Genomic DNA, 18,107 nt, shown 5'->3' with positions numbered 1-18,107 from the left:
GGAGTGGTTTCGGCGCAGGGGCCCGCGTGCGCTCTGGCCCGTCAGGGCTGGTCGAGTTCGTAGGCGGCGGTCCGGGTCTGGATCTTCCGGATGCGTGCGACGTCGAGCTTCTCGGTCCGGTCGAACCGGTAGATGCCGTTCTGTTCCTGGAAGACGTCGGTGAGCTGGGTGTAGCAGTAACCGAACATCAGGGGGTTGTCGATCAGGGTGCCGACCAGGCCGGCGAAGCGCTCGTACCAGGCCTCCTGGCTGCGAGGCGTGGTGCCGTAGCCCCAGGAGCCGGTGTCGGGGGGCCCTGATCGGTCGGTGGGCCAGTGGATGCCGCCGAACTCACTGCAGAAGTAGGGCTGTCCGGCGTACGGCAGGGACCAGGCGCTGCCGTCCGGTGCCGCGTTCACGAACGGTTCGCCGTCGGCGAGGCCTGCCATGTCCCGGGCGAAGCGCTCGGGGTCCTGCTCGTAGTTGTGGGAGTCGTAGACGTCGGTCTCGGGCACGCGGTGGGAGTACCCCGAGCTGTCGATCACCGGCCGGGTCCGGTCGGCGGCCTTGGTGGCGAGGAACATGCCCCGGGTGACGTCGTCGAGTACGGTGATGCGGTCGGTGATCTTCTGGAAGGTCTCGTTGAGGGGGCACCAGCCGATGATCGAGGGGTGCGAGTAGTCCCGCTGGAGTACTTCGAGCCACTGGGTGATGAACGAGGCGGTGGGCGCCTGGCGTTCGGGCCGTGCTCCGGTCCTGGCACCCCAGTCGCCGAACTCACCCCACACGAGGTAGCCGAGACGGTCGGCGTGGTGCAGGAACCGCTCCTCGAAGACCTTCTGGTGCAGGCGTGCGCCGTTGAAGCCGGCGGCCATCGACAGTTCGATGTCGCGCACGAGGGACTCGTCGTCCGGCGCCGTCATCAGGCCGTCGGGGTACCAGCCCTGGTCAAGGACGAGACGCTGGAAGAGGCGCCGTCCGTTGAGCAGGACGGCGTTGCCGTCGATCGCCACGGACCGCAGGCCCGCGTAGCTCGCGACCGAGTCGACCAGTTCGCCCTTGGCGGTGCGGATGTCGACGGTGAGTGCGTACAGGTGCGGGTCGCCCGGCTGCCAGAGCCGGCGCCGTTCGGCGGGGATGTCCAGGACGAGGTGTGCCGTGCGGTCCGCATCGAGCGGAGCCGTGGCCTCGGTGATCGTTCCGTCGTCGTCGGCGAGTACGGCGCGGCAGCGGTGGCCGGGGGCGTTGGCGGAGACCGGGAGGTCGAGCAGGAACCGGCCGCCCGCCGTGTCCGGGGTGATGCGCGGCCGCAGCAGGTGGACCCGGGGGACGGGCTCCAGCCAGACGGTCTGCCAGATGCCCGTGGTCCGCGGGTAGAACGCCTCGTAGGTGTCGTACCGGGTGGACTGCTTGCCGCGCGCCTGGACGCCGGCTCGGCTGTCCCGCGCCCGCACCACGAGGTCCGGCGTGGTGCCCGGGGCGGCGAACTCGGTGATGTCGAGGGTGAAGCCGCTGAAGCCGCCCCGGTGGCGGCCCACCTCGTGACCGTCGATCCACACCGTCGCGTCGTGGTCGACGGCCTGGAAGTGCAGCAGGATTCGCTGCCCGGCCCACTCGTGCGGAATCGGAAGCGGCCGGCGGTACCAGACGGCCTCCAGGAAGTCCTGGCAGCCGATGCCCGACAGCGGGGCCTCGGGCGCGAAGGGGACGGTGATGGCGGAGGAGAGTTCCCGCCGCAGCAGGCCGCGCTCAAGACCGGTGTCGCCCTGGTCGATCTCGAACTGCCAGGTGCCGTTCAGGCAAAGCCAGTCCCGGCGCACGAACTGCGGTCGGGGGTGTTCCGGACGAGGCGGGGCCGCGGGGGCGGCCGCGGCGGGACCCGCGTCGTCCCGGGGACCGGGACCGTGTCGCGCCGGGAAGCCAGTGCTTTGCATCGATGCAAAATCGTTCACGCCCCGGAGTATGAGACGACTCTTTGCAACGATGCAATCCGCCGTTCGTAACGAAACGGCATCGGGGTCACACGGGACGGCCGACTTCCCCGCCGACTGTGCTCTCCCTGACCACGAGGCCATGGGAAGCCGTGATCTCCACCGGCGCGTCGTGCGCGCCGGACTCGATCCTGGCCAGGATCCGCTCCACCGCGGCCCGCGCCAACTGGTGCTTGTCGGGGGCGATGGTGGTCAGGGTGGGGGTGCTGTAGCGGCCGTCCTCGATGTCGTCGAAACCCGCCAGCGCCAGGTCCTCAGGGATGCGCAGGCCCCGGGACAGGGCCACGCGCATGGCACCCAGGGCCAGCAGATCGCTGAAGCAGAACACCGCGTCCGGCGGATCGGGATGGTCCAGGAGCTGCGCCATCGCCGCGGCTCCGTGCCGGCGTTCGTAGTGCGGCGTGGGCACCATCAGTGACTCGTCCACGGTGAGGCCGGCCTGCGCGAACGCCTGCCGGTAACCGCGGGTGCGCAGGACGGCGGTGCCGTCCGTGGGGTCCCGGTGGACGCCGATGGCGGCGATTCGGCGGCGCCCCAGACCGATCAGATGGGCCGTCATCTCGCGGGCGGCGGTGACGTTGTCGATGGCGACGTGGTCGGCGCTGGAGTCGAAGATCTTCTCACCGAGCAGGAGGATGGGCGACGAGCCGTGCCGGGATTCGAGGTCGGCGGCCGTCAGGGCGAGCGGGCTGGCGATCACGCCGTCGAAACTGACGGCGCGCGAGGCCTCCATGATCAGTTCCCGCTCCCGCTCGACGTCGCCGTCGGTCTGGTCGATGAGGACCGCGTATCCGCGGGCGCGCGCCTCGCCGATGATCAGGCGCACGAGCTCGGCGAAGTAGGGCACGTCGAGTGCCGGTACCACCAGCGCGATGATGCGGGTGCGCCCCTGTTTCAGGTTGCGGGCCATCAGGTTGGGGCGGTATCCGAGCTCGTCGATCGCCGCCTGGACCCGCACCTTGGTGGCGTCGGTCACCCGGGCGTAGCCGTTGACCACATTGGACACCGTGCGGATCGAGACGCCGGCACGCTCGGCGACGTCTCGGAGCGTGGGGGCCGTCATGACGTGTTGACCTCTCTGGCCGGGCGGTGCGCGGTGGGGATGCCGCGACACGGATACCGCCGTGCCAGCACCGCGGTGTCCCCACTGCGGTTCACGACACGGACGGTGCCGTGCGCGGTGCATACAGTCTAGGCGATTGCATCGATGCAAAAACCTGCTGCCGAAGCGTTGCGAAGGGCTGCTTCCCGGCCCCATACTCCCCGACTGCGGGCATTGCCATCGTTGCAAACGGTGCCCGTCGCGCCCGCCGTCCCCGCACGGACGGGCCGCGTCCATCCGTCGCCGCACAAGGGAGCCGCCATGGCCACGGCGCCACCGCACGACCGTCGCAGACGGCGTGCGCGCCTCCTGCTCAGCCTGCTCGCCTCGGTCCTCCTCTGCCTGTTCGCCCTGCCGACCAGCGCCTTCGCCAACACCCCGGGCACCGTCCTGTACAGCCCCGCCTCCAGCACGGAGGGCATGGCCTACACCCGCATGATCCGCCTGCAGTACAGCGGACCGGCCGACGGAACACTGCTCGCGAGCTTCGAGCACTGGAGCACGGACGGCAGCTCCAGCTCGTACGTGATCCGCCGCAGTACCGACGACGGTGCCTCGTGGTCGACCCTGTCGACGGTTCCCGGCGACACCTTCTCCTACCAGCCCTTTCTCTTCGAGTATCCGCGGACCCTCGGTGCCTACCCGGCCGGAACCCTGCTGTTGGTGGGCGCCACACTGCCCGCCGACCGGTCCGGAGTGACGTTCCGCGAATGGCGCAGCACCGACCACGGCGCCACGTGGACCTATGCGGGGGCCCCGCAGACCGCGCACGGTGCCGACGGCAGCGGAATCTGGGAACCCTTCATCGCCCTGGACTCCGCGGGCAAGATGCTCATGTACTTCTCCGACGAGCGCCAGCACACCACCTACAGCCAGTTCCTCGGGCACATCGTGTCCACCGACGGCGGCGACAGCTGGAGCGCCCATCCCGACGGCAGCACGCGTGTGGCTCCCGGTGAGGTCAAGGACGTCGCCAGCACCGCACAGGCCGACCGGCCCGGCATGATCACCGTGGCCCGGATACCGTCCACCGGAACCTATGTGGCCAGTTACGAGGTGTGCGGTCCACAGAACTGCCTGGTGCACACCAAGACGTCCTCCGACGGCGTCACCTGGGGCAGCGGCCCCTCCGACCTGGGCAGCGTCCCGAAGACGGACGACGGCCGGGAACTCTACGGCACCCCCGTCATCGCCTGGAGCCCGGCCGGCGGATCCAGCGGCGAGCTCATGCTCACCGGCCACACCGAGTCACGTCTGGCGGGCGGGGCCCCCGAGAACCAGCAGGTGGTCCTCCTCAACACCGCCAGCGGCAGCGGCTCCTGGTCCTGGACGCCCTCTCCCGTCGCGGTGCCCACCAGTGGAGCCCCGGCCGGTTGCGGCACCAACTACAGCCCCGACCTGCTCCCCTCGGCCGACGGTGCGAGCGTGCGCTACAGCGCGGCCGGCGCCGCCGGTCCGTACAACTGCGAGGAACTCACCGGCTCGGGCAACGCCGGTGTTCTCCCCTACACCGCCGACTTCTCCGCCAACGACGGTGGCTGGGTGCAGTACGGCGGCACCTGGTCGGCTTCCGGCGGCACCTACACCGAGTCCGCCGCGGGCACCGGTGGCAACAAGGCCGTCACCGGCTCCACCGGCTGGACCGACTACACCCTCCAGGGCGACGTCCGCCTCGGCGGCACCAGCGGCAACGGCAACGCCGGCTTCCTCGTCCGGGCCACCGACCCGACCACCGGAACCGACAACGTCGACGGCTACTACGTGGGCGTCACCGGCTCCAACCTCGTGATCGGACGCGAGAACTACGGCTGGACCCAGCTGGCCGGCACTCCCATCCCCGGCGGTCTGCCCGCCGGCACCTGGTACCACCTGACCGTCCAGGTCACCGGCTGCGTCATCTCCGTCCAAGGCGCGCCGTCCGGCTCCTGGAGCAACCCCGCCTACCTCAGCCTGAACGACTGCGCCTTCTCCCACGGATCGGTCGGAGTCCGCGACTACGACACCACCGCGTCCTGGCGCGGCATCACCGTCCGCCCGGCGGGAGCCGTCACGGGCCCCGGCACCACCGGCAAGTGCCTCGACGTCGACACCAACACGAACACCAACCAGAACGCGGCCCAACTCTGGGCCTGCAACCAGGTCCCCGGCCAGCAGTGGACGACCGCCGCCGACGGCACCCTGCGCGCCTTCGGAAAGTGCCTCGACATCGACAAGAACGCCACGGCGAACTTCAGCAAGGTCCAGCTCTACGACTGCAACGGCGTGGGCGGCCAGCAGTGGGTCCCGCGAGCCGACGGCAGCCTGTACAACCCCCAGTCGGGACGTTGTCTGGACGACCCCCAGGGCAACACGGCGAGCGGAACCCAACTGCAGATCTACGACTGCAACGGGCTGTCCACCCAGGTGTGGCACCTGCCCTGACGGTGAGGGCGCGACCGGGTTCCGCGGTTCAGGTCGTCACGGTGAAGGGCCGGTCGTAGACCTCCAGGTTGCGTATGACGCCCATGCCCCGGAAGGCAACCCGGTGACCGTGACACGCACGTACCGTGCCCGGGCCCGGAACGTGGCCACCTGGACCTGACTGGTGCTGGTCGTGGCCGTCTTGTCGACCAGCGTGCTCCACCTGCGGTTGTCGGCGGAACCCTCGATCGTGTAACGGTGGTCGGTCCCGTCCAGTTCCCAGGCGATGCGGGTGCCGGTCAGGGAGCGCGGCGAACCGAGGTCGACGTTGAGCCAGTGGCCGGTGCCGCCGTCGTTCGCGCACCACCGGGTCGAGGTGGAACCGTCGACGGCTCTGGCGGCGGTGTTGTCCTTCGAGGTCTCCTCGCTGTCGGCCGTCGCCGTCCGGCCGACGGCGATGTCGGCCGGTTGCGGGGACCGGTCCAGGGTGACGCCGACGACGCTGTCCTCGGGATGGGTGATGCGGTCGATGCCGGTGATCGTCACCCGGCCGTCTTCGCCGGTCACGTGCGGCAGGCGGGCACCGGTGCGCACATCGAAGGCCCGCACGATCCTGGCGTCACCGAGCGACGGGGTGGTGAACGAGGTTCCGCTGTAGCCGGGCAGCAGGTGCGCGTAGAAGGTGTCGTCCTTGCAGGTGAAGCCGTACTGGCCGTCTTCCGGGTCCCACGGGCCGCCGCGGGTCCCGTAGGCCGACCGGCCGCAGGACGCCATGAAGGTGCCGATCCGCCGCAACAGGCCGTCCTGGGCGTCGGACACCGTGCCGTGCCGGTCCGGTCCGACGTTGACCATGGCGGTCATGTTCCGCACCCAGCAGTTGACCAATGGCCGCCATGGATGTGAGTACCGATCTGCGTGACGTGGATTCCGGCAACGTACTTCCTCCTGTTCGGTCGCGCTCCCGATACATTGGATGAATTGAGGGACGCCAGTGTCGTGTCTGTTGAGAGGTGTGACACAAGTTCATGTGAATCCGGGGTGTTTAGGCGAGGAAGTGATTCGATGACGGGCCAACACATAGGATGTATAGCGTGCATAGATCACACGTGACGGAAGGGGTCCGAACGGCGACGGCGAGGGTGAGCCGGTCCCCGGAGACGGCGTGGTCCCGTCCCGCGGCGAGCGCGGCCAGGCAGTACTCGACGAGGGAAATCCTTGACGGGGGCGGTGAGTTCACGTACCGGTACGGCACGCCGTCGTCCACGCGCCCCCTGCGGATGAAGGCGCCGGACTTGCGCCGCGCCCCACGGCTAGTACTCCTGCGTCTCGTCGTTCCACCGGTGGCCGGCGCGCTTCGTCACGTCCTGGATGTCCTGGACGAACAACTGGAACAGCAACTGGGTGGCCTCGGTGTCCGAGCCGAGGCTGAGACTGAAGTCCCCGATGTCCTCCAGCTTCATGCCGACGTACCCGGTGAGGGCCCCCTCGTTGCCGGAACCCGTGGGGAAGTGGCGGTTCTGCGCCCCGAAGATCTTCCGGAGGGCCGCGGGCGCTCCCGTATCGCCGGACAGCGCCATGTGATCGGGGTTGAACAGCAGTTCGTGCGCGCCCTTCTTGAGCGTGAACTCCAGTACGCGGGTCGCCGGGCCGCCGACGACCCTGCCGTTGGCGGCCCTCGGCGCCGTCTCGAAATGCTGCTTGTGGTTGCGCGCGTAGTAGTCGTACGCCTGGTCCCAGTCGCCGAGGTGCTTCTTGACCGGCATGGCGCCGACGGCGGAGTCCGGTTCCCTCTTGGCCGCGTGGTACTTCTCCGTGATCCGCGGATCGCCCTGGTTCTCGCCCAGCCAGGTCTCGGTGCCCTCACGTTTGCCGGCAGCCCGCCACGCGAGGATCGCGTCGGCCTCCTCGTTGCTCATGGTGCGGAACATCCGCAGTTCCTTCTGCCCGGCCCTCGCGCCCTGCGCCGCCAGTTCCGTGAGGAGCTGGTTGGCCACGTCCCTGAGGATCACGGTGAGGTTCCGGCCGCCTCCCGGCGGGTTGGCGTTCACCGCGGGGCGGTCCGCGGCCTCCTGCTCCCAGTAACGGTTGGTCCACATGTCCTGGACGTTCTCGGGAGTCTGGACCCGCTGTACGGTCCCCTCGTGGACGCTGCACTGCGCCGACACCGCTTCCGTACCGGCCGCCGCCGAGGTCGCGCCCCGGCCGGACAACGCGCGGTGTGCGTTCGCCTCGGCCTCGCGCTCGAAGCGGTCGGCGGGATCGGAGATCCGCAGTCCGTCACCGTGGTCGGCGCCGGCCACGGGGCCCTGGCGCTGCTGGATGACGTGGGTGAGTTCATGGGCGAGGGTGTGCCGGTCGCCCCCGCCGTCGCCGATGACGACATGGTTGCCGGAAGTGTAGGCGCGGGCCCCGATCTCGGCGGCCGAACGCCGGGCGGCGGCGTCGTCGTGGACCCGGACGTCGGAGAAGTCCGCGCCCAGACGGGACTCCATGTCCGTACGGGTGGCCTCGTCCAGCGGCCGCCCGGCGGAACGCAGCACGCCGGGCACGGTGGAACGCTGCACCGGGGCCTGCGCGCCGGGGTGCCCCGCGCGGCGGAGCATCTGCACGGCGGCGGCGTTGCCCGCGCGGCTCTGCACGGCGAGCGGCGCCATGGGCGCGAGCGGGCCCGCGACGGGCGCGGCCGACGCCACGTCCGCCCGGCGCGCCGGAGGGCGGGCCTTCGCCTCGTCGGACGACGTGCCGGTCTCTCGCGTACGCATGCGGGGCGGGCCTCTCTGAGGGCGGATCGGGTGTCCGTTCCTGGATACCGCGCCCGGGGCGCCGCGGTGAAGGGCGATTCGGGCACAGTCACCTGGCCGTACGGGCAACCCAGCCGGCCCGCTGCGGTGGTCCGGCCGAATGAGGGCGGGTATGGCCCAGAGTTGGTGAGCGATCTCCTTGTCCCTCCTCAGATCGTCCAGTTCGGAATCCGACAGGGGTGTGGGCTGTCCAGCATGCGGTGGAGTGCGGCCCCGTGCCTCGTACTCCTCCCTCGCAGCGTGGCACCGGAGGCCGTCAGGTTCCGGGGCGGGCGTCAGGCCGGACTTGCCGTGGACCCCGCGCGGGTGGTTGTCTCGCTCGCGGACCGTCACCGACGCGGCGGCCGTGGGAGATGTCGTCCAGGTGGAGCGAGAGCACCTCGCCCGCCCGCGCCCCCCGTCCAGCGTCAGCAGGAATACCGCCAGTACCCGTAACCGCCTCAGACTGCCGACGAGCCGCTCCAGGCCCGCCTCGTCCACCGGACGCGGCAGCCGCCGCGGCTGCTGGACCGTCGCCGTGCCGCGCGACGGTGCCGGCCCCAGGAATGCCGGCAGCCGCAAGCCGTCCGGACCGGAACCGGGTCCGGCCGACCACGAAGGGCCTGTGTGACCGGGTCATGCCCCCTCTCGCTCCTGCCGGACGGGCTCGTCGCGTACCACCACGGCGTAGGAACCGAGACCGATGAGACGGTCTCCGGCGATGTCGCCAAGCGCCGTGTACAGCGTCCGTACGGCTCCGGTCGTTTCGTCGAAGGCGATGTCCTTGACAGTGCCGTGCGCTGTCCCGTGTTCCGTCAGGACGGAGCGGCCGAGGGCCTCTTGATGAGCGGGGTGCGCGCTCCGGCCGGGGCCGGCGACGGCACGGGAACGAACGATCACGGCGTCCCGTCCCATCCCCTCGATCACGTCCCAGACGATGACGCGGGCGTGTTCGGAGGCACCGGACAGCCGCAGGCAAGCGACGTTGCCGGTGCGCGCGTCGATGGTCACGCTCTCCACCCGCCCCAGGGACTCGGCTTCTTCGACGCTGATCACGGGAAGGCCTTTGACCTGGGACAAGAGCATCATGCCTGGCCCCCTTCCACGCTGGCGGTCGGATCGCCGTGCGGCTGCGCCCCGTGCGCGCGGAAAGCCTCGACCTGGGCAGCGAAGCTGGGCAGGTCGTCGGCGATGAAGCGGCGGGCGTGCGCCGGAACGACCAGGGCCCGGCCGGAGACGGCCAGTGTCTCTCCGCGCGGGATGAACACCTTCCGTTTCCGGTGGTCCAGATTCTCGTTGCCGGCGATCTCGAAGCCGATGACTCGTCCGCTCGTGCCGGCCTCCATCACGACGTCCAGAACCGTGCCCACCTCGGTCCCGTGGTCCGTGAGAACGGGAGCGCCGATGACCTGGCCTCGTTCGGCTTCCCCGGCGCCCACGACCACGTCTGGCTCCTCCAGGACGGCCTCACTGGGAATCATCACGGCGGACGGTCCGATGGCGTGCACCCCGGAGAACGGCAGGCTCTTCTTGAGCGGGCCGGCCAGCAGGCCACGCCCGCTCAAGGTGAAGCCGCTGATCCGGCCTGCCCGCGCGTCGAAGACGGTGTCCCGGATCTGGGCGACGGCGTCGCCGCTCAGCGTCACGACTACCCGCTTGCTCAGTTCCGACGCGAGAACGAGAGTGATCATCGCGGTCCCTCCCGGCGGGAATGGCGGGCCGAGCGCACCGCGATCACCGTTCCCCTGCGGCGTTTGGCCTGGACTGTCAGCGTGGCCGCTGTGAGCAGACCCGCCACCGCGATCAGGAGGACCACCAAGCCCCACCACTGCATCACCGACCTCCTCGGTACCGTCTTCGCCGGGCCGCCCCCGGTCCGGCGTGTCCCTGCGCTATCCGGTTGCCCGCGGTACGGGCACGGCACGCCATCGGTGCGACGGGTGGCGGGAGCCGACGGGACCGGGTCACTCCCGGAGGCCTCGCGGCTTCGAGGGCGGGGTGCCAGGCCCGGAAGGCGACCCCATCTGCTCTCGGGTGAGATCGGCGAGCAGGACGCGCTGACGAGCGCCTGCCCGCCCTGCACTGGTGGCGTGCCGACAACCCGCGTGCGTCAGGCGATCGTAGGCCACCGGCTCGGCCGGGGAGCGCGCCCGGGACGGGCCACGCCCGGAGAACGGTCGGTGACCAACTTCTCCACCAGCAGAGGGGGCCTCCCGCCGGGCTGACGTCGCCTGCCCCGCCCTGCCCGTGCCGTGAGCCGTGACGGGGAAGTGCGTCAGGAGGTCAGATCCAGTCCTTGCGCTTGAAGACCCAGTAGAGCAGCACGGACGCGACGACTATGACACCGGTGGAAGTGAGGAAGCCCGCATGGGTGTTGACACCCGGATAGGGAACGTTCTGGCCGTAGAAACCGGTGACGGCCGTGGGCACGGCCACGATCGACGCCCAGCTGGTGACCTTCTTCATGATCAGGTTCATGCGGTTGCCCTGCACCGTCAAGTTGGTCTCCATGATGGACGTGACCATGTCCCGCAGGGATTCGGTCCACTCGGTGGCTCTGAGGACGTGGTCGTACACGTCCTGGTAGTAGGGGAGCAGGGGCTCGGCGACGATGTGCAGGTCGCGGCGGAGAAGGCTGTTGACGACCTCCCGCATCGGCAGCACCACACGACGCAGCTTGGTGAGGCTCTTGCGCAGCGCGTAGGAGGACCGCTGGACGGAGTCCATCTGGTCACGCCCCTCTTCGAAGAGCAGGTCCTCCACCGCTTCGATCCGGTCGTCGAGGTCCTGCACGGCCGCGAAATGCCCGTCGACTATGTGGTCCAGCAGTCCGTGCAGCAGGAATCCCACGCCGTACTTGGCGAGGTCCCCGTTGTCGTCCCACCGTTCGACGACCTTCTCGATGTCGAACCGCCGGTCGGGGCGGATGGTGATCAGCGCTGTGGGTGTGATGAACACCGACAGCTCACTCGCGGTCAACTGGCCGTCGGCGTCCGTGTCGAGGGCGTAGGCGCTGAGGAAGGCATGGGTGCGGTAGCGGTCGAGCTTCGGTCGCTGGTGCTCGTGACGCGCGTCCTCCACGGCGAGTTCATGCAGGCCGAACTCCTCGCTGATCATCGCGAAGTCGGCGGAGCCTGGATCGCACAGGTCGAGCCAAACCGTCACGTCCGGGTCGTTCACGTATTCCGAGATGTCAGCGGTCGGAAAGTCCTCCAGGACGAGGGAGCCGTTGCGGTAGAGCCGGGTGCGTGTCATGGCGACGCACCATAGGCCGCCCTGGTAAGAAGCCTCTCTCCGCTCTTGCCGGGGCGGCCGCCAGGTGACGAGCGGCGTCACCGGCGGAGCGCGGCAGGAGGAGCGCATACGGGTGATCCGGCGGGAGCGGACGGCTCGTGAAAGGAAGTAACCGCTCCCCTTTCGGTTGTGCCGCTCCCGGTGGCGGTGGGCTGGCGGACACTTCCTACACGCTGTGTGGCATGGCTGGCACGCATCTTCAGCACCGGATCGGGCATCGGCGCCCGCACCGACCCTGTCAGGGCCTGGGGCAGGTGGTCGCCGCGCGGGCAGGGTGGCCGCGGGTCGGCGGGCGGTGGCACCAGGTATGGCAGCTGTTCACCGGCCCATTGGACCTACCTGGCGTGGGTCTGGCGCAGGCAGGCCGTCATTCCCTGGGCGGCGCCCCGCTGTCCGGCACCCTGCCCCGCCCTGCTGCCCTCCGCACGTCGCGTCGTGCGCCTGCGGGCACCCGCGGGAACGGCTCCACACCTGGCCTACGACGGGGAGACCGCCCCGCCCTGTCTGCGGCGGCTCGGCAACGCACCGAGCGGGATGAAGGCCAAGGCCGAAACCACTGCTCGCAAGGCGGCGAGGCGCCGCTGGGCGGTAGCCGGTACGCGTCCACCACAGGGCGAACGCCACGCGGACCACAGCGCGGCCGTCACCCGGCGATGCCGGAGCATCGGCAGTGACAGACCGGCGGCCCCCTCATCGCGCATGACGCCGCCGATCCGCTCGATCAACGGCACGGGGTCGGCAGGGAACCGCGCTAACCGCCGCCGCCTCGCGCGATCGTCCCGGAGCCGGTCGGCCGTCCCTCGGTCCGACGCAGCTGGTCACCTGTTTCCCCGGCGCCCGAGGGCGGTGCATTCCGGCGGGAGCGTGGGCAGGCCGGTCCATGCCTCGGCACCGGGTGAGTGTCAGGCGGTTCAGCCCTGCTTGGGTGCCGTGGGGGGCACCAGACGCAGGGTGAAGGAGTGGCCGGCGGGGTCGGCGTAGCCGCGTTCCTCGTACGGACCCGTCGGGTCTTTCGTCTCGATCGGCCGGCCGCCGAGTCCCACCACACGCCGCTCGGCTTCGTCCATGTCCGCGACGAGGAAGACCAGATGGGCCTGGAGGGAGTTCTCCGGGCGAGGCCAGCTGGGCGAGGTGGCGTTCACATCACGGCGGAAGGCGAGCCGGAGGCCGTCAGCCCCCCGGATCTCCACGAGGTTGGCTGTGGCGTCCGTCTGCTCGCCCTCCAGGAACTCCTTGTAGAACAAGGCGAGTTTCTCGGGCTCGGCGCAGTCGAGGACGACGATGCCCGCTGTCACCAGTGTCATGCTTCCTCCCGGGGATGTCCTGGTTCTGCGGATATCCCCGGCCGTCGGATTCAGTCGGCGGCCGGGAGGAGCGAGGCCTCTGCGCGACGGGAGTCCGCCAGCCCGAGGAGACCGCGTGCGGGGCCGGTGGACCCAGGCGCGCTTATGCCCTTCATCTCATGGAAGTAACTCGTGTTTTCTGTGTCTGCCTGAAAGAAGCAGGGGCATCCGGTGGTCAGGAGGTTGATAACGATGGTTCCCCTGCTTCTGGTTCTTCTGCTGGCCCTGATCCTCTTCGGCGCGGGCTTCGCGCTCAAGGCGCTGTGGTGGATCGCGGTGATCGTGCTGGCCGTGTGGCTGCTGGGCTTCGTCGTGCGGTCCGTGGACGGTGCAGGCCGCCGGGGGCGCTGGTATCGCTGGTAGGCGGCCGGCGGCTCGTTCGGCGTACGGCAACGTGCGAGTGTGGGTCCGGTCGGGTACGGCCGGGCCCACACTCGCGTGTCGAAGCCGCGCGGCCGGGTCCCGACAGCTCGGGCTTGTCGGCGGATCGTCGCGTACGCGAGTTGTGCACGGCCCGCGGAATGAGCAGTGCAACCCTGCTCCTCCTCACCCTGCGGGGTTGCTGCACCGACCGTGTGCATGGGGAGGAAGCCGGCGGAGGCTTGTCCGCCACCGGCCCCTCTGCCGCGTCCGATGCACCGGGGCCACGTATCACCGATCAGCCGGTGTGCCCCACTGTCCGGCCCTCGACGAGGCAACCTCACCCTCGGTGTCCGCTCTGTCCGTTCTGCACGCCTCGTACCTCTGCGACGCCTCGTATACGGGCCGCAGGCGCTCCCTCCCGCAAGGATCCGGCCGCAAGGCCGGCCTGAAGGCACGACTGGCGGGAAGGAGGAAGGCGGATAAATGCACCACTCGGGGTCTGAGGAGGGAAGGCCGTGCACCCTTACATGGAGGATGCGCATCCGTCGGCGGACAGCCCGCGCACCGCTGAGCACGCGCGCCGGATCACGCGGGCCTTTCTGTCCGTGGTGCAACCCCGAAGTCCCGTCGAGGCGGAAGCGGTGCTCATCACGGTGTCGGAGCTGGTCACGAACGCCATCCGGCACGCCGGCGGAGTCACTGGGTTCGGGCTGCGGGTGGACGCGGGCACCGTGACCGTCTCGGTGCACGACGCCAGCCCCACCCCGCCCCGTCAGCGTGATACGCCGCTGTGGGAGCCGGGCGGGTTCGGATGGCCGATGGTCCTGGAGCTGGCCGAAGAGGTCAGGGTCGAACCGGACGCAACCGGTAAAACGGTCCAGGCGGTGCTCTCGCTGGCACGTTGACAGGCGCGCGCCGCCCCCTCGGCGTACGCTCCGCCGCGGCAGCCTCCTCGATTCGCGGAGGCGGCCGGTGCGGGCGCATGCTCAGCGATGACCTGGGCAAGAGGGAGCATACGGGTGCGGGCCGCCCGTCATCCGTACCGGGGAGGCGTGTGGTCATGCGTATCTGGCAGGAAACCACCGAGGTAGGCCCGCGACCGGGGCGGATGTCGCCGTTGGGGGCCACCTTCGACGGTACCGGAACCAACTTCGCCGTGTTCTCCGAAGCGGCGGAGCGCGTGGAGCTGTGCCTCTTCGAGGGGGACGGCACCGAGGAACGCGTCGCGCTGAAAGAGGTGGACGGCTTCGTCCACCACATCTACCTGCCGGACGTCGGCCCGGGCCGGCGTTACGGGTTCCGGGTGCACGGACCGTACCGGCCGGGGCGTGGTGAGCGGTGCAACCCGAGCAAGCTGCTGCTCGATCCGTACGCCAGGGCGATCGAGGGCGAGGTCGAGTGGAACGAGGCGCTGTTCCCTTATCACTTCGACGTACCCGGCCGACGCAACGACCTGGACTCCGCTCCGTACGTGCCGAAGTCGGTGGTGGTGAATCCCTTCTTCGACTGGGGAAGCGACCACCCGCCGCGGACTCCCTATCACGAGACGGTGATCTACGAGGCCCACGTGAAGGGCATGACGAGGACCCACCCTGCGATACCGGCGACGATCCGCGGCACCTACGCCGCGCTGGCGCACCCGGCCATGGTCGACTACTTCGTCAAACTGGGTGTCACGGCGGTGGAGCTGATGCCCGTCCATCAGTTCGTCCACGATCACAGGTTGGTGGAGAGGGGACTGTCGAACTACTGGGGGTACAACACCATCGGCTTCTTCGCACCGCACAACGCCTACTGCTCCTCCGGACAGCGGGGCGAGCAGGTGCAGGAGTTCCGCTCGATGGTCAAGACCCTGCACGAGGCAGATATCGAGGTCATCCTCGACGTGGTGTACAACCACACCGCCGAGGGCAACCACCTGGGGCCGGTGCTGTCGCTGCGGGGCTTGGACAACGCGGCGTACTACCGCTTGTCCCAGGAGGACCCCCGCTTCTACTGGGACACCACCGGCACCGGCAACAGCCTGCGGATGAACCACCCGCACACGCTCCAGCTGATCATGGACTCGTTGCGGTACTGGGTGACCGAGATGCACGTCGACGGCTTCCGCTTCGACCTGGCCGCCACCCTGGCCCGCCAGTTCCACGAGGTCGACCGGCTGTCGTCGTTCTTCGACCTCGTCCAGCAGGACCCGGTCATCTCCCAGGTGAAACTCATCGCGGAGCCGTGGGACGTCGGCGACGGCGGCTACCAGGTGGGCAACTTCCCGCCGCTGTGGACCGAGTGGAACGGCAAGTACCGCGACACGGTTCGTGACTTCTGGCGCGGTGAGGGTGGCACCCTGGGTGAGTTCGCCTCCCGCCTGACCGGTTCCTCCGACCTCTACCAGAACGACGGCCGACGACCCTACGCATCAGTCAACTTCGTCACCGCGCACGACGGCTTCACCCTGCGCGACCTGGTCTCGTACAACGGCAAGCACAACGAGGCCAACGGCGAGGACAACCGCGACGGAGAGCACCACAACCGCTCCTGGAACTGCGGCGCCGAGGGCCCCACCGACGATCGCCACATCCTCGCCCTGCGCGCCCGCCAACAGCGCAACCTCCTCGCCACCCTGCTGCTCTCCCAGGGCGTGCCCATGCTGTTGCACGGCGACGAACTCGGCCGCACCCAGCACGGCAACAACAACGCCTACTGCCAGGACAACGAACTGACGTGGATCGACTGGGCGAACATCGCCGACGGAAGCGAACTGCTCGAGTTCACCCGCAAGTTGATCGCCCTGCGCCGTGACCATCCGGTCTTCCGCCGGCGACGGTTCTTCAAGGGGCGGCGCGATTCCCACGACGGTGGCACGGCCGCGAAGGACATCGCCTGGTTCATCCCCGCCGGGCGCGAGATGACGGACACCGACTGGGACACCGGCTTCGCCAGGTCCCTGATGGTCCACCTCAACGGCAGCGCTATTACCGAACCGGACCTTCGGGGCCTGAGCGTGAGGGACGACTCGTTCCTCCTCCTCTTCAACGCTGACAGCGAAGCTCTCACCTTCACCGTTCCCCACGGCCTCGGCCGGTGGTGGGCGGTGGAGGTGGACACGGCCATCCCCTACACCGAGTACCGACCGCTGATCAAGGGCGGCAGCGAGGTCGAGACCGAAGCCCGCTCCATGCTGGTCCTGCGCAGCCACCGAGACGCGTAACCTCCCGCCGCGCGCCCACCGCGCCCACCGCGCCCACCGCGCCCACCGCGCCCACCGCGCCCACCGCCGACCACTGCCGGCGCCGGCGACGGACGGCCGCCCGGGATCCGTTCCGGAGCCGGCTCCGGCCGCGTTCAGCAGTGCGGTGGACCATGTCGCACGGTGCCGTCGCGCTGGTACAAGCCGTACAGCAGTCGCACGGCGTCGCCGAGGCTTGTGCGGCGGGGAAGGCCGCGCAGGGCCCGCCGGTCCCAGCCGGGGCCGAGCGGAAGGACGGCGGAGCGTCGGCGCGCGCCCGCGGCTCCCCACTCCACGGTCCCGACACGTCGGGCGAGCGGCGCGGCCGCCGTGGCCCCGGTCTGCGACCAGAGCACCACGGCGACCGGGCCGGTACGCCGCACACAGGCCAGCAGAGCCTCCGCCGGCACGGCCGCACCGAGCATCCGGGTCGGTACGCCGCGCTCCTGCAAGGCGGCGTGGAGAGCTTCGAGGGCCAGGCAGTGCTGTTCGCCGGGCACGCACGCCAGCACGACCGGAGGAGCCCCGGCAAGAGGCGCGCGGCGCGGCAGCAACAACGGCGCACTGCGCAGGGCAGTGGAGATGTGCCAGGACAGCAGGTGCTCCACCTCCACGTAGCGGTCGGCCGAAGACTCCCACTTGCGGCCCGCCGCGCGCAGGGCCGGCACCATCACCTCCTCCCAGGCCGCGATCAGACCGTGCTCCCTGATGACCTCCAGCAGCCGGGACTCCAGCTCAGGCGCGTCCAGCCGCACCGCGGCGCGAGCCAGCCCCTGGCACTCCTGTCGTACGTCGCCCAGCGGCAGCCCACCGCCGGCACCGCCCCGCCGAGGCTCGGGGCCCGTCGTGGGCGGTACTACGGCCGGGTTCGGTCGCCGAGCCTTGGGGGCGACCGCGCGCCCATCGGTCGTACGGGCCACCCGGGCAGCCTCGGCCGGGGGCACGCCCGCCGCCGTCAGGCGGCACACCCGCTCGACCAGCGCGATGTCGGTGGGGCTCCACCGGCGGTGACGGCCCTGCGGGCGCTCGGCCGGCCCCAGACCGTACCGGCGGTCCCAGGACCGGAGCGTCGTCGGGGACACCCCCAGCCGACGGGCGACAGCTCCCGTGGTCAGGCCCGGAGCGGCCACCGTCATGTGTGCGCCCATGGCATCCACAGCCCTCCGTCCACTGAGGTCGCAGCCTGCCGCGCGGCACTGCCCCGCTGCCCGTCAGGTCCCTCGCCCCTTCAGCCTATCGATGCGGAAACGATGCGAGTTGTCCTCACGGCGCGGAAATCACAGGCTGGACCTGGAAGCACGGGCCGGAGCAAGGCCCGCCTCGCAGTGCACGAAGTTTCGGCAGGTGCTCACCGCCGCGTGGCGAGGGGCCCGCCCCGCCGAACTGTCGGCCACGGTCGCCGGACTGCCCCCGCTCCGGGAGACCGCTCCCGGAGCGGCTCCGGAGTCGGTGGTCTGCGAGGACTGATCCAGGGGCAGATCGTCCGGCTGACCGGCTGACCAGCTGGCCGCTCGGCACGGTCACGAGTCAGCCCCGGCACGGCCTGAACCAGCTGCGGCGCAGCCGGCACAAGGAGCTGTCGGCAGCATGAGGCGCAGTGCGCACAACCGGACGGACGAGCCCGGACCCCTG

General features: G+C 70.1%; 13 protein-coding genes. 4 read left to right on the top strand and 9 right to left on the bottom strand.

All coding sequences use genetic code 11. The annotated features are described in order from the left end of the window. Positions 1 to 41: 41 nt before the first annotated feature. Positions 42 to 1,799, bottom strand: coding sequence for a glycoside hydrolase family 2 protein (locus ACZ60X_RS34925; protein WP_469607312.1), 1,758 nt, complete (start codon positions 1,797 to 1,799; stop codon positions 42 to 44). A gap of 199 nt (positions 1,800 to 1,998) precedes the next feature. Further along, the gene (locus ACZ60X_RS34920) at positions 1,999 to 3,033 is read right to left on the bottom strand and encodes a LacI family DNA-binding transcriptional regulator (protein WP_469607310.1); all 1,035 of its coding nucleotides are present in this window, start codon (positions 3,031 to 3,033) and stop codon (positions 1,999 to 2,001) included. 300 nt (positions 3,034 to 3,333) lie between these two features. Here ACZ60X_RS34920 and ACZ60X_RS34915 point away from each other — a divergent pair, with 300 nt between their 5' ends. Beyond that, a complete protein-coding gene (locus tag ACZ60X_RS34915; RefSeq protein ID WP_469607307.1) occupies positions 3,334 to 5,493 on the top strand; it encodes a ricin-type beta-trefoil lectin domain protein in 2,160 nt (719 codons plus the stop codon). A 36-nt stretch (positions 5,494 to 5,529) separates the two neighbouring features. Here ACZ60X_RS34915 and ACZ60X_RS34910 read toward each other — a convergent pair whose 3' ends face one another. From ACZ60X_RS34910 to ACZ60X_RS34885, 6 genes are all read right to left on the bottom strand, one after another. Next, complete coding sequence (locus ACZ60X_RS34910; protein ID WP_469607304.1) at positions 5,530 to 6,333, bottom strand: discoidin domain-containing protein; 804 nt, start codon at positions 6,331 to 6,333, stop codon at positions 5,530 to 5,532. A gap of 449 nt (positions 6,334 to 6,782) precedes the next feature. Next, the gene (locus ACZ60X_RS34905; protein ID WP_469607301.1) at positions 6,783 to 8,234 is read right to left on the bottom strand and encodes an eCIS core domain-containing protein; all 1,452 of its coding nucleotides are present in this window, start codon (positions 8,232 to 8,234) and stop codon (positions 6,783 to 6,785) included. 654 nt (positions 8,235 to 8,888) lie between these two features. Further along, positions 8,889 to 9,341: a PRC-barrel domain-containing protein gene (locus tag ACZ60X_RS34900; RefSeq protein ID WP_469607298.1), complete on the bottom strand. Its 453-nt coding sequence runs from the start codon at positions 9,339 to 9,341 to the stop codon at positions 8,889 to 8,891. Continuing rightward, positions 9,338 to 9,943 carry a PRC-barrel domain-containing protein gene (locus ACZ60X_RS34895; RefSeq protein ID WP_469607295.1) on the bottom strand — a complete coding sequence of 202 codons (606 nt, stop codon included), beginning with the start codon at positions 9,941 to 9,943 and terminating at the stop codon, positions 9,338 to 9,340. The genes ACZ60X_RS34900 and ACZ60X_RS34895 overlap by 4 nt, the downstream gene beginning before the upstream one ends. A gap of 592 nt (positions 9,944 to 10,535) precedes the next feature. Beyond that, a complete protein-coding gene (locus ACZ60X_RS34890) occupies positions 10,536 to 11,507 on the bottom strand; it encodes a magnesium transporter CorA family protein (RefSeq protein WP_469607293.1) in 972 nt (323 codons plus the stop codon). Positions 11,508 to 12,457: 950 nt separating this feature from the next. Further along, positions 12,458 to 12,850, bottom strand: a complete 393-nt coding sequence (locus tag ACZ60X_RS34885) for a VOC family protein (protein WP_469607290.1) — start codon at positions 12,848 to 12,850, stop codon at positions 12,458 to 12,460. 231 nt (positions 12,851 to 13,081) lie between these two features. On the opposite strand from ACZ60X_RS34885, the gene ACZ60X_RS34880 reads away from it, so the two are divergent. From ACZ60X_RS34880 to glgX, 3 genes are all read left to right on the top strand, one after another. Then, the gene (locus ACZ60X_RS34880) at positions 13,082 to 13,252 is read left to right on the top strand and encodes a hydrophobic protein (protein WP_469607288.1); all 171 of its coding nucleotides are present in this window, start codon (positions 13,082 to 13,084) and stop codon (positions 13,250 to 13,252) included. Positions 13,253 to 13,767: 515 nt separating this feature from the next. Next, on the top strand, positions 13,768 to 14,157 hold the full coding sequence (locus ACZ60X_RS34875; protein ID WP_469607285.1) for an ATP-binding protein: 390 nt from the start codon (positions 13,768 to 13,770) through the stop codon (positions 14,155 to 14,157). 155 nt (positions 14,158 to 14,312) lie between these two features. Continuing rightward, on the top strand, positions 14,313 to 16,457 hold the full coding sequence (glgX, locus tag ACZ60X_RS34870; protein ID WP_469607282.1) for a glycogen debranching protein GlgX: 2,145 nt from the start codon (positions 14,313 to 14,315) through the stop codon (positions 16,455 to 16,457). Between the two features lie 134 nt (positions 16,458 to 16,591). On the opposite strand, the gene ACZ60X_RS34865 is transcribed toward glgX, so the two are convergent. Further along, complete coding sequence (locus tag ACZ60X_RS34865) at positions 16,592 to 17,623, bottom strand: MerR family transcriptional regulator (RefSeq protein ID WP_469607280.1); 1,032 nt, start codon at positions 17,621 to 17,623, stop codon at positions 16,592 to 16,594. Between the last annotated feature and the right edge of the window lie 484 nt (positions 17,624 to 18,107).

Source organism: Streptomyces sp. NPDC104106, from assembly GCF_055584345.1.
The sequence above is the reverse complement of the archived record's forward strand: the minus strand, read 5'-3'. Positions and strand labels throughout refer to the sequence as shown.

Excerpts from the sequence above, each read along its gene's own strand:
- ACZ60X_RS34905 (WP_469607301.1), bottom strand. The coding sequence starts at position 8,234 with ATGCGTACGCGAGAGACCGGCACGTCGTCCGACGAGGCGAAGGCCCGC.
- glgX (WP_469607282.1), top strand. The coding sequence starts at position 14,313 with ATGCGTATCTGGCAGGAAACCACCGAGGTAGGCCCGCGACCGGGGCGG.
- ACZ60X_RS34885 (WP_469607290.1), bottom strand. The coding sequence starts at position 12,850 with ATGACACTGGTGACAGCGGGCATCGTCGTCCTCGACTGCGCCGAGCCC.
- ACZ60X_RS34920 (WP_469607310.1), bottom strand. The coding sequence starts at position 3,033 with ATGACGGCCCCCACGCTCCGAGACGTCGCCGAGCGTGCCGGCGTCTCG.
- ACZ60X_RS34915 (WP_469607307.1), top strand. The coding sequence starts at position 3,334 with ATGGCCACGGCGCCACCGCACGACCGTCGCAGACGGCGTGCGCGCCTC.
- ACZ60X_RS34900 (WP_469607298.1), bottom strand. The coding sequence starts at position 9,341 with ATGATGCTCTTGTCCCAGGTCAAAGGCCTTCCCGTGATCAGCGTCGAA.
- ACZ60X_RS34880 (WP_469607288.1), top strand. The coding sequence starts at position 13,082 with ATGGTTCCCCTGCTTCTGGTTCTTCTGCTGGCCCTGATCCTCTTCGGC.
- ACZ60X_RS34910 (WP_469607304.1), bottom strand. The coding sequence starts at position 6,333 with ATGACCGCCATGGTCAACGTCGGACCGGACCGGCACGGCACGGTGTCC.
- ACZ60X_RS34895 (WP_469607295.1), bottom strand. The coding sequence starts at position 9,943 with ATGATCACTCTCGTTCTCGCGTCGGAACTGAGCAAGCGGGTAGTCGTG.
- ACZ60X_RS34890 (WP_469607293.1), bottom strand. The coding sequence starts at position 11,507 with ATGACACGCACCCGGCTCTACCGCAACGGCTCCCTCGTCCTGGAGGAC.
- ACZ60X_RS34865 (WP_469607280.1), bottom strand. The coding sequence starts at position 17,623 with ATGGGCGCACACATGACGGTGGCCGCTCCGGGCCTGACCACGGGAGCT.